This window comes from Achromobacter sp. 1011791174, assembly GCF_059760925.1.
Genome location: NZ_JCBANH010000052.1, coordinates 18,748 through 41,361 on the forward strand (window position 1 = coordinate 18,748; position 22,614 = coordinate 41,361).

At 69.4% G+C, this 22,614-nt stretch carries 20 protein-coding genes and 1 pseudogene; 11 read left to right on the forward strand and 10 right to left on the reverse strand.

All coding sequences use genetic code 11. The features are described from left to right. Positions 1 to 24: 24 nt before the first annotated feature. The 3 genes and pseudogenes from AC6LJ5_RS18130 to AC6LJ5_RS18140 form a co-directional block, all read right to left on the reverse strand. Positions 25 to 3,120: pseudogene (locus tag AC6LJ5_RS18130) on the reverse strand (efflux RND transporter permease subunit). Next, positions 3,117 to 4,325, reverse strand: coding sequence for an efflux RND transporter periplasmic adaptor subunit (locus AC6LJ5_RS18135; protein WP_498141207.1), 1,209 nt, complete (start codon positions 4,323 to 4,325; stop codon positions 3,117 to 3,119). The pseudogene AC6LJ5_RS18130 and the gene AC6LJ5_RS18135 overlap by 4 nt, the downstream one beginning before the upstream one ends. Next, positions 4,322 to 5,569 carry an MFS transporter gene (locus AC6LJ5_RS18140; protein WP_498141208.1) on the reverse strand — a complete coding sequence of 416 codons (1,248 nt, stop codon included), beginning with the start codon at positions 5,567 to 5,569 and terminating at the stop codon, positions 4,322 to 4,324. Before AC6LJ5_RS18140 ends, AC6LJ5_RS18135 begins: the two co-directional genes overlap by 4 nt. A gap of 123 nt (positions 5,570 to 5,692) precedes the next feature. Between AC6LJ5_RS18140 and AC6LJ5_RS18145 the strand changes: the two genes are divergently transcribed. After that, the gene (locus AC6LJ5_RS18145; protein ID WP_498141209.1) at positions 5,693 to 7,138 is read left to right on the forward strand and encodes an efflux transporter outer membrane subunit; all 1,446 of its coding nucleotides are present in this window, start codon (positions 5,693 to 5,695) and stop codon (positions 7,136 to 7,138) included. A 295-nt stretch (positions 7,139 to 7,433) separates the two neighbouring features. Continuing rightward, the gene (locus tag AC6LJ5_RS18150) at positions 7,434 to 9,092 is read left to right on the forward strand and encodes a GMC family oxidoreductase (RefSeq protein ID WP_498141210.1); all 1,659 of its coding nucleotides are present in this window, start codon (positions 7,434 to 7,436) and stop codon (positions 9,090 to 9,092) included. An 18-nt stretch (positions 9,093 to 9,110) separates the two neighbouring features. Here AC6LJ5_RS18150 and AC6LJ5_RS18155 read toward each other — a convergent pair whose 3' ends face one another. The 6 genes from AC6LJ5_RS18155 to AC6LJ5_RS18180 all read right to left on the reverse strand — a co-directional run bounded on the left by AC6LJ5_RS18155 (position 9,111) and on the right by AC6LJ5_RS18180 (position 15,514). After that, positions 9,111 to 9,845: a hypothetical protein gene (locus AC6LJ5_RS18155; protein WP_498141211.1), complete on the reverse strand. Its 735-nt coding sequence runs from the start codon at positions 9,843 to 9,845 to the stop codon at positions 9,111 to 9,113. A gap of 5 nt (positions 9,846 to 9,850) precedes the next feature. Further along, positions 9,851 to 11,374 carry an alkaline phosphatase gene (locus AC6LJ5_RS18160; RefSeq protein WP_498141212.1) on the reverse strand — a complete coding sequence of 508 codons (1,524 nt, stop codon included), beginning with the start codon at positions 11,372 to 11,374 and terminating at the stop codon, positions 9,851 to 9,853. Positions 11,375 to 11,421: 47 nt separating this feature from the next. Further along, positions 11,422 to 12,864, reverse strand: coding sequence for an alkaline phosphatase (locus AC6LJ5_RS18165; protein ID WP_199770905.1), 1,443 nt, complete (start codon positions 12,862 to 12,864; stop codon positions 11,422 to 11,424). A gap of 222 nt (positions 12,865 to 13,086) precedes the next feature. Next, positions 13,087 to 13,665, reverse strand: a complete 579-nt coding sequence (locus AC6LJ5_RS18170) for a TetR/AcrR family transcriptional regulator (RefSeq protein WP_158658478.1) — start codon at positions 13,663 to 13,665, stop codon at positions 13,087 to 13,089. Positions 13,666 to 14,065: 400 nt separating this feature from the next. Next, positions 14,066 to 14,668: a GNAT family N-acetyltransferase gene (locus tag AC6LJ5_RS18175; protein WP_498141213.1), complete on the reverse strand. Its 603-nt coding sequence runs from the start codon at positions 14,666 to 14,668 to the stop codon at positions 14,066 to 14,068. A 69-nt stretch (positions 14,669 to 14,737) separates the two neighbouring features. Next, on the reverse strand, positions 14,738 to 15,514 hold the full coding sequence (locus AC6LJ5_RS18180) for an AraC family transcriptional regulator (RefSeq protein WP_498141214.1): 777 nt from the start codon (positions 15,512 to 15,514) through the stop codon (positions 14,738 to 14,740). A 223-nt stretch (positions 15,515 to 15,737) separates the two neighbouring features. Here AC6LJ5_RS18180 and AC6LJ5_RS18185 point away from each other — a divergent pair, with 223 nt between their 5' ends. From AC6LJ5_RS18185 to AC6LJ5_RS18205, 5 genes are all read left to right on the forward strand, one after another. After that, positions 15,738 to 16,700, forward strand: coding sequence for a Bug family tripartite tricarboxylate transporter substrate binding protein (locus tag AC6LJ5_RS18185; RefSeq protein ID WP_498141215.1), 963 nt, complete (start codon positions 15,738 to 15,740; stop codon positions 16,698 to 16,700). A gap of 176 nt (positions 16,701 to 16,876) precedes the next feature. Further along, positions 16,877 to 17,512: a glutathione S-transferase family protein gene (locus AC6LJ5_RS18190; RefSeq protein WP_498141220.1), complete on the forward strand. Its 636-nt coding sequence runs from the start codon at positions 16,877 to 16,879 to the stop codon at positions 17,510 to 17,512. Positions 17,513 to 17,524: 12 nt separating this feature from the next. Beyond that, a complete protein-coding gene (locus AC6LJ5_RS18195; RefSeq protein WP_392409787.1) occupies positions 17,525 to 18,307 on the forward strand; it encodes an aldolase in 783 nt (260 codons plus the stop codon). Between the two features lie 154 nt (positions 18,308 to 18,461). Beyond that, positions 18,462 to 19,016, forward strand: a complete 555-nt coding sequence (locus AC6LJ5_RS18200; protein WP_392409786.1) for a helix-turn-helix domain-containing protein — start codon at positions 18,462 to 18,464, stop codon at positions 19,014 to 19,016. 79 nt (positions 19,017 to 19,095) lie between these two features. Beyond that, positions 19,096 to 19,461, forward strand: a complete 366-nt coding sequence (locus tag AC6LJ5_RS18205) for a cupin domain-containing protein (RefSeq protein ID WP_103275602.1) — start codon at positions 19,096 to 19,098, stop codon at positions 19,459 to 19,461. 18 nt (positions 19,462 to 19,479) lie between these two features. Here AC6LJ5_RS18205 and AC6LJ5_RS18210 read toward each other — a convergent pair whose 3' ends face one another. Beyond that, the gene (locus AC6LJ5_RS18210) at positions 19,480 to 19,842 is read right to left on the reverse strand and encodes a hypothetical protein (RefSeq protein WP_498141216.1); all 363 of its coding nucleotides are present in this window, start codon (positions 19,840 to 19,842) and stop codon (positions 19,480 to 19,482) included. Between the two features lie 191 nt (positions 19,843 to 20,033). Here AC6LJ5_RS18210 and AC6LJ5_RS18215 point away from each other — a divergent pair, with 191 nt between their 5' ends. The 4 genes from AC6LJ5_RS18215 to AC6LJ5_RS18230 all read left to right on the forward strand — a co-directional run. Continuing rightward, entirely contained in the window at positions 20,034 to 20,678 is a 645-nt protein-coding gene (locus AC6LJ5_RS18215) for an STN domain-containing protein (RefSeq protein WP_498141217.1), read from the forward strand. Further along, on the forward strand, positions 20,648 to 21,184 hold the full coding sequence (locus AC6LJ5_RS18220) for an RNA polymerase sigma factor (RefSeq protein ID WP_349291598.1): 537 nt from the start codon (positions 20,648 to 20,650) through the stop codon (positions 21,182 to 21,184). The genes AC6LJ5_RS18215 and AC6LJ5_RS18220 overlap by 31 nt, the downstream gene beginning before the upstream one ends. Then, a complete protein-coding gene (locus AC6LJ5_RS18225; RefSeq protein ID WP_498141218.1) occupies positions 21,175 to 22,143 on the forward strand; it encodes a FecR family protein in 969 nt (322 codons plus the stop codon). Before AC6LJ5_RS18220 ends, AC6LJ5_RS18225 begins: the two co-directional genes overlap by 10 nt. A 192-nt stretch (positions 22,144 to 22,335) precedes the next feature. Continuing rightward, positions 22,336 to 22,614: hypothetical protein (locus AC6LJ5_RS18230; protein ID WP_498141219.1), on the forward strand; the 279-nt coding region annotated here is incomplete at its 3' end.

The window sequence follows — 22,614 nt, forward strand, 5'->3', positions numbered from 1 at the left end:
CGCGCGCCGGTTCGCGGCGCTTGTTCATGCCTCCTCTTCGTCGCGGTCCCGCTGCGTGACGGATGTCAGCCGCGCCAGCCTGGGCGCCAGCCAGTTGCGCAGGTCGTCCATGTAGCTGAAGACCACGGGGACGAAGATCAGGCTCAGCAGGGTGGAGGTGATCAGCCCGCCGATGACCGCCACGGCCATCGGCGCGCGGAAGCCGGCGTCGGCGCCGGTGCTGAGTAGCGCGGGCACCATGCCGGCCACCATGGCGATGGTGGTCATGATGATGGGTCGGGCGCGTTCCGCGCCCGATTGCATCAGCGCCTCGTGGCGCGCCATGCCATGGCGGCGCTTCTCGATCACGAATTCCACCATGAGGATGGAGTTCTTCGTCACGATCCCCATGAGCATGAGCAGGCCGATCACCACCGGCAGGTCGATGGCCGCGCCATAGAGCAGCAGCCCGCCGACGGCGCCGCCGATCGCCAGCGGCAGCGATGTCAGGATGGTCAGGGGCTGCAGGAAATCCCGGAACAGCAGGATCAGCACCGCATACACCATCAGCACGCCGAAGGTCATGGCGACGCTGAACTTCTCGAACATTTCCCGCATGTACTCCGCGTCGCCGTACTCGATCCGGCGCACGCCGGCCGGCAGCTCGCGCAGGGCGGGCAAGGCGTCGATGGCTTCCAGCGCGGTGCCCAGCGTCGTTCCGGACAGGTCCGCGTCCACCGAGATCCTGCGCAGTCGCGCGGACCGCTCGATGCGGGCCGGGCCGCTGCCGTATCCGATGTCCGCGACGCTGCGCAGCGCCACCGTCGCGCCGCTGTCGGTCGAGACGCGCAGATTGCCCAGCGCCTGCAGGTCGCCCTGTTCGAGCGCGGGCAGCAGCACGCGCACGGGCACCTGCCGGTCCGCGAAGTTGAAGCGCGCCGAATTGGCATTGGTGTCGCCCACGGTGGCGATGCGCGCCACCGTGCCGATCGACGCGGCGGTGACGCCCGCCCGCGCCGCTTCGTCCGCGCGCGGGCGGATCAGCAGTTCGGGGCGCGGCAGCGGTTCCTTGACCTGCACGTTGGCAAGGCCCGGCAGCGCGCGCATGTCGCGTTCCAGCGCATGCGCGGCCCGCGACAGGGCGTCGGCATCCGCGCCGGCCAGGATGATCGACACGTCGCGCGCCGCGCTGTCGCCGCGGAAGGCATAGCGCGTGTCGGGGAACGCGTCCAGTAGCGGCCGCACGGCATGCTCGAACGCCTTCTGGCTGAGTTCGCGCTGGTCGGCCGGCACCAGCCGGATCAGCAATTGCCCGTTGGCGACGTCGGTCGCGCCGGACGCGTCCTCGCCGCCCGCCGTGGTGAAGACGGCGCGCACTTCGGGCCGCTGGCGCAGCCGCGCCGCCATCTCGTCGAGCTTGCCGTCCGTCTGGGACAGTGGCGTGCCCGGCGGAAAGAACACGTCGACCCGGCTCAGGCTGGGATCGCTGACGGGCATGAAGCCCGACGGCAGCAGCGGCGCCAGCGCCAGCGACGCGGCCAGGAAGGCGGCGGCCAGCGCCAGGCTCTTGCGGCGATGCCGCAGCGCCCAGTCCAGCATGCGCAGGTAGCGCCCGAGCAGGCCGGTGGCATGGCCGGCTTCCTGGCGCTGGCCGGCCGGCGGCTTGGGCGCGAGCAGGTACGCCGCCATGAGCGGGGTCACCAGCCGGGCCACCAGCAGCGAGGCCAGCACGGCCGCCGACACGGTGACGCCGAAGGGCGCGAAATACTGGCCGACGAAACCGCCGATGAAGCTGACCGGCAGGAACACCGCGACGATGGTGGCCGTGATGGCCACGACCGCGAAGCCGATGGCGTCGGACGCATCCAGCGCGGCGCGGTAGGGCCGCTTGCCCATGTCGAGATGGCGCTCGATGTTCTCGATCTCGACGATGGCGTCGTCCACCAGGATGCCGATCACCAGGGTCAGCGCCAGCAGCGTGATGCTGTTCAGCGTGTAGCCGAACCAGGCCATGACCGCGAAGGCGGGCAGGATGGACAGCGGCAGCGCGATCGCCGCCACCAGCGTGGCCCGCCAGCTGCGCAGGAACAGGAAGACGACCAGCACGGTCAGCGCGGCGCCTTCGACCAGCGTCATGATGGCCGCGTCGTAGCTGGCCAGCGTATAGGCCACGGACGAGGACACCAGCTGGATGTCGACGTCGGCGTGCTGGCGGCGCAGTTGTTCCAGGGCGTGCTCCACGCCCTGCGCGACGCGTGTATCGCTGGACCCCTTGGCGCGGAACACGGCGAAGCCCACCACCTCCTAGCCGTCCAGCCTGGCCCGCGTGCGCGCCTCGCCGGCGCCATCGCGCAGGACCGCGATATCGTCGAGCCGCGTCCAGCGGCCGTCGGGCAATGCGATGGGCGTCGCGCCCAGCGCCTGCACGCTGGCGGCGCTGCCGAGCGCGCGTATCGATTGCTCGGCGCCGGCAAGCGTGGCGCGGCCGCCGGGGACGTTGGCGTTGGCGCGCAGCAGCTGCGCGTTGACCTGGTCCGCGCCCAGCCCCAGCGCCTCCAGCCGGTCGGCGCGCAGGGCGACCCGGACTTCGCGCTCCACCCCGCCCAGGCGCTGCACCTTCTGCACGCCGGGCACGGACAGCAGTTCCCGGCTGACCACATCGTCGACGAACCACGAGACGTCGACCAGGCCCAGGGCCTGGGCGCTGACCGCGTAGTTCAGGATGGCGCCGCCCTCGACATCGACGCGGGTGATGATGGGTTCCTCGATCGTCTGGGGCAGGTCGGCGCGGATCTGCGCGATGGCATCGCGGATGTCATTGGCGGCCCGGCCCGGGTCTATGCCCAACTGGAATTCCACCGTCGTGATGGAAATGCCGTCGGCCACCGTGGACGTGATGTGGCGGATGCCGGCCAGGCCGGAGACGGCGCGCTCCACCCGCAGCGTGACGGCGTGTTCCAGTTCGGTGGGCGCAGCGCCGACCTGGGGCACCGCAACCGTCACCACGGGAAAATCCACGCGCGGATTGGCGTTGATCGGCAGGCCGAGAAAGGATGTCCAGCCGGCGATCGCCAGCACCAGGAACAGCACGATGGTGGGGATGGGCCGACGGATCGCCCAGGAAGACAGTTGCATGCTCATCGCGCCAGCGCCTCCGGCTGCGCGGACGTCACGATGTCGCCTTCCTTGATGAAGGCGGTCGCGGTGGCCACGAGGCGTTCGCCCGCGTCCAGTCCCGACCGGACTTCGGCCACCGAACCATTGAGCCTGCCCAGCGTGACCGCGCGCCGGGCCACGCGGCCGGCGGCGTCCAGCACCATGACCGAGGCCGCGCCTTGCGCGCCGAACGTCACCGCGCGCTGCGGCACCACGACCGGCAGCGCGTCCTGGCCGGTCTCCAGCGTCGTGGCGGCGAAGCTGCCCGCCCGGATCGCCGGCGCCGCCTCCAGCGCGATCCGGACACGGCCCATGCGCGTCGCCTCGTCCACCTTGGGCGATACGCGGCGAACGCTGCCGGCCACCGCATCCGTCGCGCCGGGCACCCGCAACCGCGCGGGCATGCCGGGCAGGATGCCGGCCAGCGCGCTTTCGGGCACCTCGCCGTCCAGTTCGAGCAGGCCGTCGCGGATCAGCTTGAACAGCGGCGCGTCGCCGCCCAATGCGCCGGCCCGCGCGTGGCGCTCGGACACGATGCCGTCGGCCGGCGCCAGCAGCGCGGCCTTGTCGCGTTGCGCCTGTGCCTGCGCCACCCCGGCGCGGGCCTGTTCCTGTTCGGCGCGGGCGGCGGCGAGCGCGGCGGCGCTGGAACGCGCCTGCGCCTGCTGCTGGTCGATCTGCTGCGCGCTGACCGAGCCGGAGCGGGCCAGGGGCGCGATGCGCCGCAACTGGGTCTGGGCCTCGGCGTTCAGCGCTTCCTGCTGCTGCACCTGCGCCCGCGCCCGGCCCAGCGTCGCCTGCGCCTGGCGCAGCTGCGCGTCCAGGGTATCCGTTTCCAGCGTGGCCAGCGGCTGGCCGGCGCGCACCCAATCGCCTTCCTCGACCAGCACCGCCGCGATGCGCTGGTCCTGCAACGGCGTGCGGATGGCGATCTCGTCCCTGCCAACCAGGGATCCGCTCACCGCGATGCGGATCGGGACCGTGCCCGGGCCGGCCACGACGGTGGTGACGCGCAAGGCCGGCGCGGCCTGCGGCGTCTCTGCCACGGCGGCGGGCGCGGCGCGCAACGCCAGCGCGGCAAGCGCGGCCAGCGCCAGGGCGCAGGCGGCGGCGAGACTGTATCGGTGGCGGGCAAGCAGGGTCTTGCGCCGGGAAGCGGCGTTCATGCTCATGGGGGACGTCGAGGTCATCGGGAGGATTCCCGGTTGGTGGGCGAGGCGGGGCGCGCGGCGCGAACCGCCTCGTGGGCGGGGGCAAGCAGGTAGGGCAGGGCCAGCAGCGCGAACATGGCGGCCAGGCAAATCATGACGGCGCGCGTGCCCGCCAGTTCGATGGCGGCGCCGGCCAACAGCACGGCCAGCGGCGTGGCGACCAGCGCCAGCGCGTTGAAGGCGCTCAGGACTCTGCCGCGTATCGCGGCGGGCGTGCCGCGCAGCAGCGCCGTGCTGATCAGCGGATTGAGCGGGCCCACGCCCAGCCCGGCCAGCGCGCCGGACAGCAGCATCAGCGCGTCGCCGTCCTGCAGCGCCAGCAGCGCGAAGGCCAGGGTTTCCAGCGCCAGGCTGGCCAGCAGGATCCGCCGAGGCCCCAGGCGCTGCCCATGACGGGCGTAGGCCAGCGCGGACACGATGGCGCCGCCGCCGGCCAGGGCCAGGAAGCTGCCCAGGTCGGCGGCGTCCCGGCCGCTGTCGCGCAGGAAGACCGGCATGACCACGGCGTCCAGGGCGCTGAACAGGCTGACCACGGCCATGCCCGTCAGCACCAGCGCGCGCAGCGGCGGCTCGGACCACAGGAAACGCACGCCGATCAGCGCGCCTTGCCGCGCCACCTTCCCGCGCGCGGCCCGCCGCCTGCCGGGCAGATAGATCGCGTTCAGCGCCGCCGCCGTGATCGAGCACAGCGCCGTGAGCCACAAGGTCAGTTCAGGTCCGAACAGGGCGATGCTCAGGCCGGCGGCGATGGGGCCCGCGATGGTGGCGGCGCCGTCGGCCAGCTCGTCCATCGCCGTGACGCGTTCCAACGGCATTCGCGCCAGGCGGGCCAGTTCGGGGTAGCGCGATTCCGACGCCGCCATGCCCGGCCCGTCGAACAGCGCGCCCAGCGCGATCAGGGCCATGAGCGCCGTCATGCCGAGCTGGCCGTTTTCATGGAGCAGCGCGATGGCGATCAGGCTGCCGGCGCTGACCAGGTCGGCAGCCACCGCGACGCGCCTGGCGCCATGGCGCTCCAGCATCTGGCCGCCGAAGAAGGCGCCGATGATCAGCGGCACCATGCCGGCCGCGGCGGCCGCGCCGGTCCAGGCCGCGCTGCCGGTAATGCCGAGCACCAGCCACGGCAGCGCGACCGCCGCCACGGCATTGCCGAACAGCGTGATGCCGCCCGCGATGATGGCGCCGTACACCGGCGCGCGGCGGACGCGCGAATGACGATTCATGTTCGAAGCCGGGCCTGGAGTGGGATATTATTAATAGACTGATTGGTCGATCTATTATGTTTTCATCTCAACGAATCGTCAAATGGCGACGGGTGGTGGCAAGCGATGCAGGTGCGCGGGAACATGGAACTTGAGGGCAGGCGGCGGTGGCTGGGGCTGCTGGCGGCGACGTTGGCGCTTCCCGGCTGCGTGTCGATGGGACCGAGGCCGGAGCCCAGGCAGGCCTTGCCGGCGGACTGGTACAACCGGGGCGAGGTGGCCGCGCGGACGGAGGCGCCGCCGCGCTGGTGGACGGCCTTCGAGGACGCGGAGCTGGATGCGCTGGCCGAACGCGCGCTGGCGGGCAACCTGACGCTGGCCCAGGCGGCGCAACGGCTCAAGGCGGCGCGCGCCCTGTCGCGTTCCAGCGCGGCCCAGGCCTTGCCGCAGATCGGCCTGCACGGCGCCGCCCAGCGCCAGCACAGGTTGTCTGGTCCGCACGGCGCGAACGAGCTGTCCGGCGCCGAAGCCGGGCAGGGCGAATTGCCGCTGGCGCAGGAAGAACGGTCCATCGGCTATTACCAGGCCGGTTTCGACGCCCGCTGGGAACTCGACCTGTTCGGCCGCATCGCCGCCGCCACGGACGCGGCGCGCGCGAGCGCCGGCGCCGCCGAAGCCGACTTGCGCGCGGCCAGGGTGTCGGTGGCCGCCGAGGCCGTGCGCGCCTATATCGAACTGCGCGGCGCGCAGCGGCGCCATCAGGTGCTGTCCGGCCTGCTGGACGACCAGCGCCATCTGCTCGCCCTGGTGCAGGAGCGCAGGCGCGCCGGCATCGCCAGCGATTTCGATGTGGACCGCGCCAGCGTGCTGGAAGCCGAAACGGCCGCCCAGCTGCCGCTGTCGGCGCAACTGGCGCGGCAGCACGCGCAGCGTCTGGCGGTGCTTACCGGAGAGAGCCAGATCGCGCCCGGGCTGCTGGCGTCCGCCGGCCAGCCCCTGCCGCGCGGCGAGCCGACCGCGCCGCTGCCGGCCGATATCGTGCGCGTCCGGCCGGACATCCGTCGCGCGGAACAGCAGGTGCTGCAGGCCGCGGCCGAACTACGGGTGTCGATCGCCGAGCTATACCCGCGCCTGACCCTGTCCGGTGATATCCAGATCACCGGCAACCTGACCGGCAAGCCCTTGCCGGGCCGCAGCACCCATGCGTCGGGCGGGCTGTCCTTGACCCTGCCGCTGCTGGACTGGGGTTTGCGACGGGCCGTGGCCGGCGCGCGCGAGGCCGAACTGGCCGCGGCCATCCTGGGCTATCGGCAGGTCGTGTTGGAGGCCGTCGAGGAAACCGAAAACGCCCTGGGCGCCTGGGCGGCGCAAGAACGGCGCGCGCAGCGGATCGACGCGCAATTGCAGGCGTCGCGGCGGGCGGACGCGCACGCGGGGCTGTTGTACGGGCGCGGCATGATCAATCTGCTGGAACGCCTGACCGCGTCGGTCGGGCATCGCCAGGCGGAGCTGGCCGCGGTCGAGGCGTCGGAGGGACGGGCCTTGGCGTTCGTGGCGGTGAACAAGGCGACGGGGGGCGGTGGCGTGTAGCGTGCTCGCGCGCGAGCGTATGGGTTGCGCGCACTCTTGGGCAAGCGCGGCTGGGCGCGTATCATCGTCCGGCGCCTGAGCGACGGATGACCCGCCATCTTGGCGGCATGGAAGCGCGTCGAGCCCGGGCGCCAGGGGGAAGTCTGCACGGCATGACAAATCTTCATGCACGCGCCGACAAGCAGGCGTCGACACCCGGCGCTAAGCTGGCCTCGATCTGCCCACAGGAACGACGAGCATCCATTGCAGTCAATGAGCGGGCCACGCGCGCGAGGCCTGCCTTCCAGGAGACACCGTGAGCAACGATGAGCAGTTTCCCCGAACGGCGTTCTCCCGTCGCCGCTTCATGCAGGCCATGGGCGTCGCCAGCGGCACGCTGATGGCCGGCGGCCTGATGGGCGCGAGGGTCAACGCGGCGGAGGACCGGTCGGACAGTTTCGACTACGTCATCGTCGGCGCCGGATCGGCCGGCTGCGTGCTGGCCAACAGGCTGACCGAGGATCCCGGCGTGAAGGTGTTGCTGATCGAGGCCGGCGGCCCCGACAACTCCGAGAAGATCTCCACGCCGCTGCGCCTGATCGAGCTGTGGAAGAGCCCCTATGACTGGGCCTACGACACCGTGCCGCAGGTGCATGCTCATGACCGCAAGCTGTTCTGGCCGCGCGGCAAGACCCTGGGCGGCAGCAGTTCGCTCAACGGCATGATCTATGTGCGCGGCCATGCCTCGGTCTACGACGCCTGGGAAAGGCAGGGCAATCCCGGCTGGGGCTATCAGTCCGTGCTGCCCTATTTCAAGAAGTCGGAAGACTATGACCGGGGCGCCGATGACTACCATGGGACCGGCGGCCTCATGCATGTGACAACGCGGTACAAGCCCCATGTCGTGACCCAGGCCATGGTGGATGCCGCCGTGCAGGCCGGCCACCCGCTCAACCGCGACCACAATGGCGCGGACATCCTGGGCGTGGGCTTCAATCACCTCACCATCAAGGACGGCAAGCGCGTCAGCACCGCCGTGGCCTTCCTGCGTCCGGCGTTGGAGCGGCCCAACCTGTCGCTGATCACCAATGCGCGCGTGCAGCAGCTGTCGTTCGAGGGCAAGCGCTGCGTCGGCGTGGTCTATGAGCAGGGCAATGGGTTCTATCGCGCTGGCGTGCGGCGCGAAGCCATTCTGTCGGGCGGCGCCATCGAGTCGCCGCGCGTGCTGATGCTGTCCGGGGTGGGGGAAGCGGCGCAATTGCGCCAGCACAATATCAGGGTGGTGCATGACTTGTCCGGCGTGGGCAAGAACCTGCACGATCACATGCTGGTGCCGGTCATCTACGAAGGCAGGCAGGCCATTCCCGCGCCGGACGACCCCGGCCTCACCGTCCTGCACGCGCAGCTGTTCGCCAAGACGGATCCGGCGCTGGACGGACCGGACATGCAGCCCCTGTTCTTCAACGTGCCGTACTACACGCCTGAACAGACCGGTCCCGCCAATGCCTTCACCCTGTGCGCGGCCTGCGTGATGCCGACCAGCCGGGGCCAGCTACGCTTGACCGGCGCCGGCGTGGACGATCGCCTGCTGCTGGATCCCAACGTGTTGGCCACCCAGCATGACGTCGATGTGCTGGTCGCGTCGATCAGGCAGATGCGCCAGATCGCCGCCCAGCCCGCCTTGCAGCCCTGGCGTGGACGCGAAATCTATCCGGGCGAGGACAAGCAGACCGACAGGCAGCTGGCCGATTATGTGCGCAGCGCCGTGGTCTCCTATCATCATCAGGTCGGCACCTGCGCCATGGGCAGGGATCCCGCCGCCGTGGTGGATCATGAACTCAAGGTGCATGGCTTGAAGGGCGTGCGGGTGGTCGACGCTTCGATCATGCCCATGGCCACCTCGGGCAATACCAATGCGCCCGTCATCATGATCGCGGAGAAGGCGGCCGACATGATCAAGGCCGCCGCGGGTTGAGGCCCGCGCGCGGGCACGCTAGTCCAGCAGGTCGGAGTAGTCGCCCGTTTCGTAGTCTTTCAGCAGGGTCCAGGGCGCGGGGGACGGCGCGGCCGCGTCGGTCACCGTGACCTTGCTGACCGAGAGGCCGTGCGGACCCTGGATCTCGATCCGGCGCGCGTACTGCCCCTGGATATCCCAGTCGATGAGGACCTGCGATTCGCCGCGCGCCTGGCGGTAGCGCTGCACGCCTTGGGCCGGCGCGCCGTCGGGCTGCATGCGCTGCAACTGTCTCGGGTCCGCGATGCCATAGGTGGCCGCCCAGGAGCCGTTGTAGCCGACGTTGCCGTAGTTGGCCTCGTCGATGTCCAGCACCTTGTGCTGCTTGCGCAGGACCATGCGCACCTGATCCTTGCCGGCGGCATCGCGCCGCACCCAAAGGGGCGAGCCCGTCGTGTTTGCATGGGAATGGCCGGCATGCGGATCCTGGCCCGCGTGTCCGTCGTCGTGTCCATGTTCCACGCTGGCGCGCAGCGCGGCCGGATAGTCGCGCTCGATCCACACCATGTCCGCGCGCCGGTACATCAGGTCGGCGTAGCGGGTTTCACGCTGCACGCCGTCGCTGCCGATCGACGAGGCATAGCGTTCGATGCGCAGGTTCAGATCGGGCGGGGCGGCCGGGGCCGGTTCGGGCGCATTGTCCGCCGCGCCCGCCGCCGCCGGCAGGCAGGCCAGCAGCAGGCAGGCGAGGCCGCGCCTGACGGTTGCGTTCAAGGGTTTCACAGGCCGGCCGCCTCGCGGACCTTGCCGAACACCTTGGTGTTGTCCATGGTGCCCTTGAAGATCTTCGCGCCAGCGCCGCCCGCGAACAGCATGACGTCGCCGCCGCCGTGGGTTTCCGCGCCGGGCTTGCCCAGCACGACGCCGACTTCCTGAAGGAAGTTGTCGTCAAAGGTATTGACGTTGCTCAGATCGTCGCGCGCGGCGCCGCGCGCCGGCGCGATCCAGGCCTTGTTGCCGTCTTCCGGGTTGGTCTTGCTGTCGGCGTCGGCGTTCGGGCGACCGCCGTTGCCGAACACCAGCGTGGTGTAGGGCTTGCCGTCGGCGGCCAGCGCGGGCTTGCCATCCGCATAGGACTTGACCGTGCCCAGGATGGGGTTGCCGATCTTGGGATAGCCGTTGAACGCGATGGCGTGGTCATGGTCGGCGGTGACCACGATCAGCGTGTTCTTCAGGCCGGGGTCCTTCTTTTCCATGAAATCCAGCGCGGTCTGGATCGCGCTGTCGAAGGCCAGCGTGTCTTCCAGCGCGCGCTTGGCGTTGGTGCCGTGCAGCGCATGGTCGATGCGGCCGCCTTCCACCATCAGGAAGAACCCATTGCTGTTCTTGCTCAGCACGCCCAGCGCCTTGTCCGTCATCTCGGCCAGGCTGGGCTGGTCATAGCCCAGGGCCGGCTTGACGCGGTCCAGTTCATAGGCCATCTCGCTTTGCGAGAACAGGCCCAGCAGCTTGCCGGTGGCCGCGGGATTCAGCGCGCGCAGCGCGGTGCCCGTATCGACGTAGGTATAGCCCCTGGCCTGGAAGGCCGTCACCAGATTGACGCCATCGGTGCGCTTGCTGGCCGGGTTGAGCGGCTTGGGCAGGTAGTTGCGCTGTCCGCCGCCCAGCAGCACGTCGATGCCGTCGCCAAGCCGGGTGTTGTAGTTCGCATGGCCCGGCGTCGATTGTTCGGCGATGGTGTTGTAGCCGTTGCGGTTGCACACGTGGGCATAGGTGGTGGCCGGCGTGGCGTGGCCGACGCGCGTGGTCGACACGGCGCCGACCGCGCGGCCCTTGGCCTTGGCCAGTTCCAGCAGCGTCTGGGCGGGCGTGCCGTTGGTCGGGGGGCAGGTGCTGTCTTCGCCCGAGACGTATTGCTTGCCCGCGCCGTCCACGGCCATCGTGTCGGCCGACATGGAAATGACCTCGTTGCGCATCTTCACGCCGGTCATGTAGGCGGCCATGGACGGGGCGCTGTCGGTGGTCTGGCCATCCAGCGAAAAGGTCTTGATGCGGGCGGCGTAAGGCAGCAGCTGCATGGAAAGGTTGGCGCGCTCCGGGCTGACCAGCGAGCCGGGCTGGGCGGCAAGCTGCTTCTCGCCCTTGTAGATACGGGCGGCGGTCACGGTGACCGGACCCATGCCGTCTCCCAGGAAGAAGATGACGTTCTTGGCTTCGCCCGCGGCGTGGGCGAGCGGGGCGCCCGCCGCCAGGGGCAGGGCGAGCAGGACGGCGCGGCTGAGACGGGAAATGCAATGGTTCATGATCGTGTCCTTGGGCGTTTTCGGTTCGAGGCGTGAGGTCGTCTTCATCACAGATTGACTGCCTTGCGGATCAGGCCGAATACGTCGGTATTGGTGATCACGCCCGAGAACTTGTCGGCGTTCAGGCCGATGGCGCCCAGGAACACATCGGCGCCGCCGTGGGTTTCCGAGTCGCTGGCCGGATCCATCGGGATCACGGCTTCCTGCAGGTAGTTCTTGTCTTCCAGCGCGGTGTCGTCGATCGGGCCGCGCGTCGCCAGGCGCTTGGGGCCGTTGCCGAAACCGATGATGGTGTAGGGGTTGCCGTCCACGTCCTTGGTCGGCACGGCCGGACCGACGTAGTTCTTGACCAGGCCCAGCACACCAGGCTTGCCCGGCTCGGTCTTGCCGGTGCGGGCCGCGTATCCGTTCAGCTGCAGCGTATGGTCGTGGTCGGCGGTGACGACGATGAGCGTGTTCTTCAGATCCGGATCCACCTTGCGCATCTTGTCCAGCGCGAGCTTGATCGAATCGTCGAAGGCCACGGTGTCCTGCAGCGCGCGGCGCGCGTTGGTGGCGTGCAGCGCGTGGTCGATGCGGCCGCCTTCCACCATCAGGAAGAAGCCCTTGTTCCTGGCGGCCAGCGCGTCGATCGCCTTGCCGGTCATGTCCGCCAGGCTGGGCTCCTTGGCCGGGTCGCGGTCCAGGTCGTAGGCCATGTGGCTCTTGGTGAAGAGGCCGGCGATCTTGCGGCCGTCGGTGGGCAGCGCGTCGAAATCGGCGCGATTCGCGGCGTAGCCGTACCTGGTCTTGATCTCGTCGATGAGATTGCGCTTGTCGTTGCGCTTGCCGCCGTTTTCCTTGGGCAGGAAGTAATCCGTGCCGCCACCGAAGAATACGTCGATGCCGTCGTTCAGCCTGGCGTTGAAGCCGGCGCCGCCGGGCACCAGCGCGGCGGCAATGGTGTTCTCGGCATCGCGGTGGCAGACGTGCGAGTAGGTGGCGGCGGGCGTCGCGTGCGTGATGCGGGTGGTCGTGACCACGCCGGTGCCGTAGCCCTTGGCCTTCATGATTTCCAGCAGCGTTTCCACCGGCGTGCCGTTGCCGGCCGGGCAGGTGGCGTCATAGCTGGCGTGGTAGGGCTTGCCGTTGGCGTCGGTGGCCTTGGTGTCCGCGCTCATGGAGATGACTTCATTGTTCATCTTCACGCCGGTCATGTAGGCGGCCATGGAGGGCGCGCTGTCCGTCACCTGGGCATCGTTCGAGTACGTATGGACAAACGCCGTTTCCGGCAGCGTGTCGATGGTCAGGTCGCCATCTTCGCCGACCTTGTAGATGCGGGCGGCGGTGAGCGTCGTGATGCCCATGCCGTCTCCCAGGAAGAACAGGATGTTCTTGGGCGCCTGCGCGACAGGCGGCGTTGGCGTGGATGCCTTGTCGTCATCGCTGGAGCATGCCGCGACCAGGGCGGTCGCGGCCAAGGCGGACATCAGTGTCTTGGCGCGGATCATGAAAGGTTCTCCCCTGTAGGCAGCCGCGACTTTGAGGGAAAACTGTTTCAGGTGGATGAAAGACGGGCGCCCGGCGTGAAATATTGGCCGGCGGCCCGGTCCGGCGTTATGAAGCCTGACGCTTCATCGCGTCTTCCCATGCGATATCGGGTTTCCGGCGCGTGGCGGGCGCGCAGGCTGTCTGGACCGTCATCATGTCCGTCGGGAAGGCGGCCGATATGATCAAGGCCGCTGGGCGCGCGGGTTGAGTCCCGGGGGCTCCGCGCCCCGCGTCACCGCGGCCCACAGCATGTCGAATCCCGCCATCTTGTAGGCCTCGGCGTGTTGTGGCCGGGTCATGGCCAGGCGCACTGTCGTATCGGCGATGGCTTTCTCCGTCGCGTCGGAAAGCGCCAATGCTTCCCGGTCCGTCAGGCCGGCAAAGCGTCGCCGGCAGGCCTGGAGGTCCGGGAAGGCATACAGCGTTTCCACTCTGCGCAACTGCCCGGCCGACAGGCGGTCCGACGCCAGCAATTGATTCATCGTGGAATACGCATCGGGATTGGCCGCGCCCCAATCGATATAGCGGTTCCAGAGGAATTGCGCGGTCTGCCGCGACGACACGCCGGCGGCGGGCGCGCCAAGGCCCGCCTCCAGGTCCTGGAGCAGATGCTCGAAGACCGCGGACAGCAGGACGTCCTTGGTCGGAAAATAAAGGAACAGCGTTCCTTCCGCGACGCCGGCGAGTCGGGCGATCATCATGGTGGACGCGCGCAGTCCTTGCGTCGCGATGATCTTGACGGCCGAGCGTAGCAAGGCCATTTCCTTGTCTTTGCTTCTGGGACGGGCCATGGTCAATGAAAGGCGTTGGGCGCGATGAAAGCCACCCCGCATCCAGGCCCGTCTGCGGCCAGAAGAGCCGTGGCGATGCGGCCGGGTTCGTGCAATGAGGCGGATGCGCGGTGGAAGCTGGTTAGATTCTATTTGGATTCTTGTAATTTACACAAGATTTATTTGATTCTAAATAGATTCATTTTCCCGGCGCTGGAGCTTGGCGTTCCCACCCTGGCTTTTCCCGATCGCTTCGGCGGGCCTTGAGCGTCGCAGCCCGTTTGACGACCATGCGGGCGATCCATTGCGCGTATTCATGCGCAAGCGCGTCGCTCGGGCGGGCCCGCATCGTCGCCAGGGCGTGGCCGCGATGGCGAGGCGGCCGAGCGGGTCACGCGATGATGGGCACCTGCGGGGCCGCGCTCCTGGGCAGGTGACCGGTCAGGCGCGGATCGACCTGAACCTCCACCCGCATCGCGCAGGGCCTGAAGCCCGCCCGCATGTACAAACCCAGGGCCGAGGGATGGTCATAGGTGCAGGTATGCAGCCACATGCGCGTGATGGGACGCGCCCAGGCCAGCGTCACGGCCCGGCTCATCAGCGCGCGGCCCAGGCCCTTGCCCGTGCATTCCGCCGCCAGCCCGAGGAAGGTCAGTTCGCACTGGCCCGCCACGCGAAAGTCCAGCTCCAGCATGCCCACGTCCTTCCCGGCGTTGCGGACGATGCGGACGTCGACATTGGGATCGCCAAGCGTGGCGGCCAGCTCCTCGTCGCTCATGAACAGCCGCGAGAACCACAGCCAGTCCGCGCCGATTTGCCGGAACAGGGCCCGGTAGGCATCCAGACCGAGGCAGGACGCCGGGGTCAGCGTGACGCCGTCGGGCAGGGGGACGTCCGCCGTGGCCGGCCTGGACAGCATTTCCAGATCGGTCACGACACTGGCGATATGGCCACGGGGCACGTCGCTGTAGCCGATGGCAACGGAGGGAGGCATGGGAATGTTCCGTGATGGGATGACGCCGGAATCTTGCCGCAGGCGTCGCGCGTTGTCTTGAACCCCATTTCACCCTTTGCGCCACAGGCTGGGCGGGACGCCGAAGCATGCGCGGAATCTGCGCGTCAGGTGGGATTGGTCCGCAAAGCCCAGATCGGCGGCCACGGCGGCGATGCGTTCTCCCCGGGCGATGCGCTCGCGCGCCAGGACCACGCGCCGGTTCCAGGCCCATGCCAGCGGCGGCATCCGATAGACCCTTGCAAACGCCCGCACCAGTTGCACCGGCGTCATTTCCGCTTCTTCGGACAGCTCCGCCAGCGACGGCAAGGCGAGATCGTCGCGCAGGCGCTCGGCCACTCGGAAGATGGCTGGGGGGATGAGCCCGGTGTCCTCGGGCGGGGGCGAACCCGCGATTTTCAGCAGCGCGTCCAGGATCGCCGTCAAGCCTTCCTGGGCCACGCTGTCAGGCGTGTCGCGATCCAGCGCGGACGCGATGGCCCGGAGCATCCCGGATGCGACCGCGGGCGCGCGCAACAGGGGCTTGTCGAAGACGGTTTCCCGGCTGACGCCGCACTGCCCGGACAGGATGGCCGGATCGACATGCATGCTCGCGAACTGCCAGGGCTGGCTGACGACGCTGGAGCTTTGAACCTGGGCCGGGTTGTAGAGCGTCACGTCGCCCGAGGCGGCATCGAAATTCCGTCCGTCCAGCCGGATCCGCTCCAGTCCCTGCACATTCACGCTGAGCACGAACTCATCGTGAAAGTGCGGCGCGAAGCCGCGCGCGTCATCGATGATGCGCACAACCTCGATGCCTTTGAATTGGCGGCGGGCGAAGAATCCCATGGGCGCAATGGTAGCTCAGGCGGCAGGCCGCCACGGCGTGGCGAACCGCTGGCGCAGGCGCACTGCTGCGCCGGAAAGCGGTGATGTCGCTTGCACTCAGGGTTTATCCCCACAAGATCCCACTTGCGGAAAATCAATGCTCTATAGGACACTTTGTGTCATTGGGCGGCGCGATGGCGCGCACGCCGCAGAGCGGATGCACCGCGCAAGCAAGGGGAAAAGCATGAAACGTTGGACCATGAGCGCCATGTTGGCGCTGACGGCCGCCTGGGGCGTCGCGGCGCAGGCCGCCTATCCGGACCGCCCCGTGCGGCTGGTGGTGCCGTTCGGCGCCGGGGGCATCACGGACATCGTTGCGCGCCAGGTCGGCAAGGGTCTGGGCGACGCGCTGGGCCAGCCGGTCGTGGTCGAGAACCGGCCCGGCGCGGGCGGGGTGATCGCGGCGCAACTGGCGGCCAGCGCGCCGGCGGACGGCTACACGATCTTCATGGGTACGGTGGGCACGCAGGTGGTCAACCCGCTGATCTACCGCAAGCTGGCCTATGACGCGGACAGCTATGTGCCGCTCGGCCTGGTGTCGGGATCGCCGTACCTGCTGGCGGTGCGGGCGAGCCTGCCGACCCAGGATTTCGCGCAGTTCGCGGCCTATGCCAAGGCCAACCCGGCCAAGCTCAATTTCGGTTCGGCCGGGCAGGCAAGCTCGCCGCATCTGGGGTTGGAGCTGCTGAAGATGACGGCGGGCCTGGACATCGTGCATGTCCCGTTCAAGAGCGGCAGCGAGGCGGTGAACGCGGCGATCGGCGGACAGGTGGACGTGGTGATGGATGCCAGCCCGGTCATCATGCCGCACGTCGCGGCGGGCAAGCTGCGCGCGCTGGCGGTGGCCAGCGACCGGCCGCTGCCCTCGGCGCCGGGCGTGCCGCCCAGCGCGCAGGCGGGCGACGCGGGCCTGCAGATCAGTTCCTGGAACGCGTTCTTCGCGCCGGCGGGCACGCCGCCGGAGGTGGCGCAGAAGCTGAACGCCGCGCTGCGTCAGACGCTGGCCTCGCCCGAGCTGCAGCAGAAGCTGGCGGCGCAGGGCACGCAGCTCTATAGCGGCGCGCCCGAGGAATACCAGCGTTTCATCGCGGCCGAGAAGGCAAAGTGGGCCGAGATCGTCAAGCGCGCCGACATCAAGATGGAGTGAGGTCCCCCCCGAGCGCTGGCGCGCTTCCCCCAGGGGGCGCTGCTGCGGACCGGCGGAGCCGGATCCGCGCAGCCTCGCTTGAGGAGGACTGCTTCATGCCGATATCTACTTCTTGCCGATATCTGCTTTCTGCGTCGTTGGTGGCGCGCCATGTTTTCTGGACAACTGAAATGAACATGCCTGTACATCCGCTCGCGGGGCAGCCGCTGGAGCTGGCCGATACGCTGCGTTCGGGCAATGCCTGGAAGATCCGGCTGGCCTGCGGCTACATGGGCCTGGCGCTGCGTCGCCGGACCTTCGATATCGTGCAGGGCGATCTGGAGACGGAGGCCTTTGCCGCCATCAATCCGTGGCGCCAGGTGCCGGCGCTGCTGACGCCCGAGGGGCTGTGGCTGGCCGAGTCGCAGGCGATTCTGTGGTACCTGGGGCAGGGCACGTGCTGGCTGCCCGATGAGCGGCTGGCGCAGGCGCGGGTGAGCAGTTGGTTGAGTTTCGAGCAGACGCAGCACATGCATGCTTTTGCCCAGCCGCGCCTGCTGATCCATCTGCGCGGCACGGCCCGGGTGGATGATCCGGCCATGCGGGAATGGCGGCGCCAGGGCATGAAGGCGGCGGCGCTGATGGATGCGCACCTGGCGGGGCGCGAGTTCCTGGTTGGCGACGCGCCGACCATCGCGGACATCGCGCTGTATCCCTATACGAGCATGGCGCACGAGGGCGGCTACGACCTGTCGGCCCTGCGCCATGTCCATGCCTGGCTGGCCCGCATGCGGGCCTTGCCGGGTTTTACGCCGTTGCTGGAAACGGCTTGAAGGAGCATAGAAATGGCCGACACCATGCACTTGTCGAAAGAGGAATTGATCGCGCGCGCGCAGGCCGACATGGAGCGCAAGCTCGACGCGCCGGAATGGACGCTGCGCCAGAAGCTGGCGCTGACCTGCCGCATCCTGTTCGACGGCGGGCATGATTCCGGGCTGGCCGGGCAGATCACGGCGCGCGCGCCCGAGGCCGGGCGCTACTACACGCAGCGGCTGGGACTGGGTTTTGACGAGATCACGGCGGATAACCTGCTGGTGGTGGACGAGGATCTGCGGGTGCAGGAGGGCGGCGGCATGCCGAACCCCGCCAACCGCTTCCACTCCTGGATCTACCGCGCGCGGCCAGACGTGAACTGCATCATCCACACGCATCCGCTGCACGCCGCGTCCTTGTCGATGCTGGAGGTGCCGCTGGAAATCTCGCACATGGACAACTGTCCGCTGTACGGCGACGTGGCCTTCCTGAAGGACTGGCCCGGCGTGCCGGTCGGCAATGAGGAAGGCGAGATCATCTCGGCGGCGCTGGGCGACAAGCGCGCCATCCTGCTGTCGCACCACGGCATGCTGGTGGCGGCCGGCTCGGTCGAGGAAGCCTGCGTGCTGGCGCTGCAGTTCGAGCGCGCCGCGCGCATGCAGCTGCTGGCGATGGCGGCCGGCAAGATCCAGCCGATCCCGCCGGCGCTGGGGCGCGAGGCGCACGACTGGATCCTGACGCCGCGCCGCTCGCAGGCGGGTTTCGCCTACTACGCGCGGCGGGCGCTCAGGACGCATCGCGACGTGTTGGGCTGAGGCTGGCCGCGCTCCAGGGCGGCGGCGCGTGCGTCAGTCCGCCCGGCAGCGCTTCGGGCCGGCGTCGGCCGCTGGTCCGCTCGGGGCGGGGGCGCTCGACGGACAGGCGCGTTTCGGGCATGCTTGCCTGTTGTTTTCCGCTCCACGCCTGCCCATGATCGACCTGCCTCACCGATTGCGGACCCTGCGCCGCCAGCAAGCCCTGTCCCTGGAGCAGCTGGCGCAACGCACGGGCCTGACCAAGAGCTATCTTTCCAAGCTGGAAAGAGGGCTGAGCGAGCCGTCGATTTCCACCGTGCTGCGCCTGGCCGAAGCCTACGGCGTGGGCGTGTCGCAGCTGGTCGGCTCCGACCAGAACGCGCAGGACGAACTCGTCAGCCTGGTGCGCGTGGCCGATCGCGAGGCCTTGCAGCGCGGCGGGCTGGGCGCGGAATACCGTTATGAATCGCTGGCCGGTCGCCGCAAGGTCAAGGCCATGGAACCCTTCGTGGTGCACCCGCCGCGCGAATTCCCCGACGCGACGGCGGTGTTCCCGCATCCGGGCGAGGAATTCCTGCTGGTGCTCAAGGGCGCCATCGAGGTCCAGGTGGGCGAGCGCCAGTTCCGGCTCGACGCCGGCGATTCGCTGTACTTCGATTCCGAACTGCCACACCGCATGCGCACCGTGGGACGGACGCAGGCCGAGGTGCTGGTGGTGGCTGCCCACTGAGGTCGCGCGATTCCACTGTCTATTCCTGGTGCCCTTGGCGGCATTGCGCCCCGCCGGCCACCCCATCTGGAGATCCGCTTTGAAACATGACCAATCGCGGCTGGTCCGCATCGATCCCGGCCCCCTGAAGCATCCCGTGCCGGGCAAGCCCCGGCGTCCCATTTCCGGCGACGCCGCGTTCCGCACCGAAACGGCCTTCGAAGGGCTGGCCGGCAAGGCCGAGGCCGGCGTCTGGGAGAGCACGGCCGGCAGCTTCCAGGCCAACACCACCGGCTATGTCGAGTTCGGCCATATCGTCGAGGGCGCGGCGCGCCTGGTGGATCCGGACGGCACCGTCCACGAACTGGTGCCGGGCAGCAGCTTCGTCATGCCCGAAGGCTATACCGGCCGCTGGGAAGTCGATCAGTTCGTCAAGAAGATCTATTTCATCTCGCGCCAGGGCTGAGAGCCACCGGCGCGCGCCTCAGGGCGAGGGCCGCTGCGGATAGGCCGAGGTGCCGAAGGTATTGCCCATGCGGTTGCCGATGGTGGCCGGCGTGGGCAGGCCCATCTGGTTGGGCGGGCGGTGGGTGATGGCCTCGGACTCCAGCGTGGGCGGCGGCTTGGGCGCGGCGTCCGGCGCCATCCTCTGGTTCAGGCATTCATAGGACAGGGCGCGGTAGCCGTTGACCTCGGTGTCGATGCAGGCCGTGGCCGCCTTGCCGGTCTTGGTGTCGGGCGTCGTCGCGCCGGACGTTGCCGCGCCGGATGGCTGGCCCTGCGTTTCGGCGGCCATCGAGGAGGCGGCGGCCAGGGCCGTCGCCAGGAACAGGGTGTGCAGGCGCATATGCGCTCCTAAGGTTCTTCCATGCCGGCCATGTGCCGGACCGGCCCGCGCCCGTCGCCAGGACTCATGCCCGCCACGAGCGCGTGAATCCAGTATAGGGACAGGTTCGCCGCTTTGGGTGACGGGTATAAGACGGCGGTCCGCGCCGTTCATGCCGGCTTGTCACGATTGCGTCACTCACCGCCCCTAGCATGGCGGCTTTCCTGTGCCTGCGCGCGGGCGGCGCCTGCCTGACGCTGGCCCTGTGCTGGCCGCCCATCCTGGCGCGGGCGGAAGCGCCGTCCGTCCTGATCCCGTTTGCCATACCGGCCCAGCCGCTGAGCCAGGCGCTGGTCGCCTATAGCCGGGCCAGCGGCATGACCGTGCTGGTCGACAGCGGTCTGACCGAGGGTCGGCAGGCGCCCGCCCTGGACGGCCGATATACGGCGGGAGATGCGCTGCGCAGGCTGCTGGCCGGGTCGCCCCTGTCGATCCGCTATGCCAGCGAGTACTCGTTCACCCTGGTGGCGGACCCGCGGCCGGCGCGTCCTCGGCAGCCACGCCTGCGCGACACCGCCCATGCCGCCCGCTTGCAGGCCGCGTTGCGCCGCGTCCTGTGCGCGGCGGCCGGCACCGCGCCCGGCGGCTACCGCGCGCTGGTACAACTGTGGTTCGACGGCGATGCGCGCGTCAGCAAGATGAACTGGATCACCCGCAGCGGCCTGGTCGCGCGCGGGCCCCTTGCCGGCGGACCTGCCGCAGCCCGTGACCGTGCTGCTGGAGCCGCGCGCGGCAAGGCAATGCGACATGCTCGAGGGCGCATCCGGTGGCTGAGGGCAAGACGCCGGGGTTTCTGAAAGCGCTGTTTCTCGAGCGCTACAACGACTTTCGCAATCAGCTCAAGCGCCGGCTGGGATCGGAAGACCTGGCGCACGACGCGATGCAGGAGGCGTTCCTCAAAGTCAACGAGCTGCCGCCGGGCATGCCGGTGCAGCAGCCGGCGGCCTATCTGTTCCGGATGGCGCTGAACGCCGCCGAGGATCACAGGCGTCGGGATTCACGGCTGCTGACGGGCGTGGAGATCGGCGAACTGATCAATGTGGCGGACGAAGCCTCGGACCCCGCGCGCATCGCGCAGGGCCGCAGCGAGATCGAAGTCTTTCGCCGGGCGTTGCGCGGATTGCCTGAGCGCACCCAGCAGATGCTGCTGGCCGCGCGCGTGCATGAATTGCCGCATGCCGAGATCGCCAGGCGCTACGGCGTGTCGGAGCGCATCGTCTCCAAGGAAATCAAGCGCGCGCTGGACCACTGCGGCCGCGCGCTGCGCGCGGGCGATGAACAGGGCGGGGAGCCATGGCCGTGATGATGATGCCGCGCGCGAGGAAAAAAGCGGGCGCCGGGCCGAGGGCCGAGGCGCAGGCCTGGCTGCTGTTGCTGACGTCAGGGCGCGCCACCGAGGCCGACGCGGAGGACTTCCAGCGCTGGCGGCGGGCGGATCCCGGGAATGAGGCCGCTTTTGCCGAACAGCAGGGACTCTGGCGCGCGCTGGGCCCTGCGCTGATGGAGGAAAGCGCGGCGCGCGCCAGGGCGCCCGAGCGACGGCCGGCCATGGGACGGCGCGCATTCCTGGGCAGCGCCGTGGCGGCCTCGGCCGCCTATCTGGCGCTGCGCCCGCCGCTGGGGCTGTGGCCGGGCATCGGCGAGCTGGCCGCCGACTACCGTACCGCGCGCGGCGAGCAGCGTCGCCTGACGCTGGGCGATGCGCTGGACGTGCAGATGAACACCCTGACCCGCATCAATGTGACGGTCGGCGCGGACGGCGCCAAGCTTATCGAGCTGGCCGACGGCGAGGCCGAGGTGCGCGCCGGCGCCGAGCCTGCTCTGGTGGTCGCGGGCGCCGGCCGGATCCTGGCCCGCGACGCCAGTTTCAACCTGCGCTACGTCGACGGCGAGGCGCGGCTGTGCTGCCTGTCGGGAACGGTGCGCCTGACGCATGCGCAGGGCGTGTTCGACCTGGGCGCGCAGCGGGAGCTGCGCTACGACGGCCGGGGCGTACAGCCGCCGGCGCCGGTGGATACGGATCGCGTCGTTGCCTGGCGGCAGGGCTGGCTGGTGTTCGACCAGCAGCCCTTGTCCCAGGTGGTGGATGAGCTGAACCGCTATCGCCGTGGCCATCTGGTGCTGATGAACGAACAACTGGGCAAGCGCCTGGTACAGGCGCGCATCTCGCTGGCGCAGATCGCCGACGCGGAGAAATTGATACGCGACGCCTATGGCGCGCGCCTGACCCACTTGCCAGCCGGGGTCGTGCTGCTGTCGTGAATTATTTGTGACAGGGTTCCGGTCGGCGCTTTTCCATCCGTCTGTCTTGCTCTAGGTGGCGAACACGCGCGATTGGAACAAGGAAAGGCGATGATGCGGGCACGGGACACGGGCAGGGCAACGACGAATCCGACGGCGGGCGCAGGGGCGCCGGCGGCGCGCATGCGCGGGGCCGCGCCAGCGGGTTGGCGCTTGACTCCGGCCTCGCAGGCGATCGCGGCGCTGCTGATCGCCGGCGGCGCGGCGGGCGCGGCGCAGGCGCAATCGCGGGCCTTCAGTCCCGGCTGGTTCGCCGACAAGGGCGCGGCGCAATCGGCCGTGCAACGCTCGGGCCGCCTGCCGGACGGCAGCCTGGCAGGCGTCGGCAACGCCAGCCAGCAGCAGGCGCAGTCGCGCCAGCAGTTGCAGCGCTCGCTCGACAACCTGAACCGCACGGCGGCGGCCGTGGCCGCGCAGCAGGCGGCGCAGGCC

Bases quoted from the DNA above. Each gene is read 5' to 3' on its own strand.
- AC6LJ5_RS18225 (WP_498141218.1), top strand. From the start codon at position 21,175: ATGGCCGTGATGATGATGCCGCGCGCGAGGAAAAAAGCGGGCGCCGGG.
- AC6LJ5_RS18195 (WP_392409787.1), top strand. From the start codon at position 17,525: ATGGCCGACACCATGCACTTGTCGAAAGAGGAATTGATCGCGCGCGCG.
- AC6LJ5_RS18175 (WP_498141213.1), bottom strand. From the start codon at position 14,668: ATGCCTCCCTCCGTTGCCATCGGCTACAGCGACGTGCCCCGTGGCCAT.
- AC6LJ5_RS18160 (WP_498141212.1), bottom strand. From the start codon at position 11,374: ATGAACCATTGCATTTCCCGTCTCAGCCGCGCCGTCCTGCTCGCCCTG.
- AC6LJ5_RS18185 (WP_498141215.1), top strand. From the start codon at position 15,738: ATGAAACGTTGGACCATGAGCGCCATGTTGGCGCTGACGGCCGCCTGG.
- AC6LJ5_RS18170 (WP_158658478.1), bottom strand. From the start codon at position 13,665: ATGGCCTTGCTACGCTCGGCCGTCAAGATCATCGCGACGCAAGGACTG.
- AC6LJ5_RS18215 (WP_498141217.1), top strand. From the start codon at position 20,034: ATGGCGGCTTTCCTGTGCCTGCGCGCGGGCGGCGCCTGCCTGACGCTG.
- AC6LJ5_RS18190 (WP_498141220.1), top strand. From the start codon at position 16,877: ATGCCTGTACATCCGCTCGCGGGGCAGCCGCTGGAGCTGGCCGATACG.
- AC6LJ5_RS18165 (WP_199770905.1), bottom strand. From the start codon at position 12,864: ATGATCCGCGCCAAGACACTGATGTCCGCCTTGGCCGCGACCGCCCTG.
- AC6LJ5_RS18210 (WP_498141216.1), bottom strand. From the start codon at position 19,842: ATGCGCCTGCACACCCTGTTCCTGGCGACGGCCCTGGCCGCCGCCTCC.
- AC6LJ5_RS18180 (WP_498141214.1), bottom strand. From the start codon at position 15,514: ATGGGATTCTTCGCCCGCCGCCAATTCAAAGGCATCGAGGTTGTGCGC.
- AC6LJ5_RS18135 (WP_498141207.1), bottom strand. From the start codon at position 4,325: ATGACCTCGACGTCCCCCATGAGCATGAACGCCGCTTCCCGGCGCAAG.
- AC6LJ5_RS18140 (WP_498141208.1), bottom strand. From the start codon at position 5,569: ATGAATCGTCATTCGCGCGTCCGCCGCGCGCCGGTGTACGGCGCCATC.
- AC6LJ5_RS18145 (WP_498141209.1), top strand. From the start codon at position 5,693: ATGGAACTTGAGGGCAGGCGGCGGTGGCTGGGGCTGCTGGCGGCGACG.
- AC6LJ5_RS18200 (WP_392409786.1), top strand. From the start codon at position 18,462: ATGATCGACCTGCCTCACCGATTGCGGACCCTGCGCCGCCAGCAAGCC.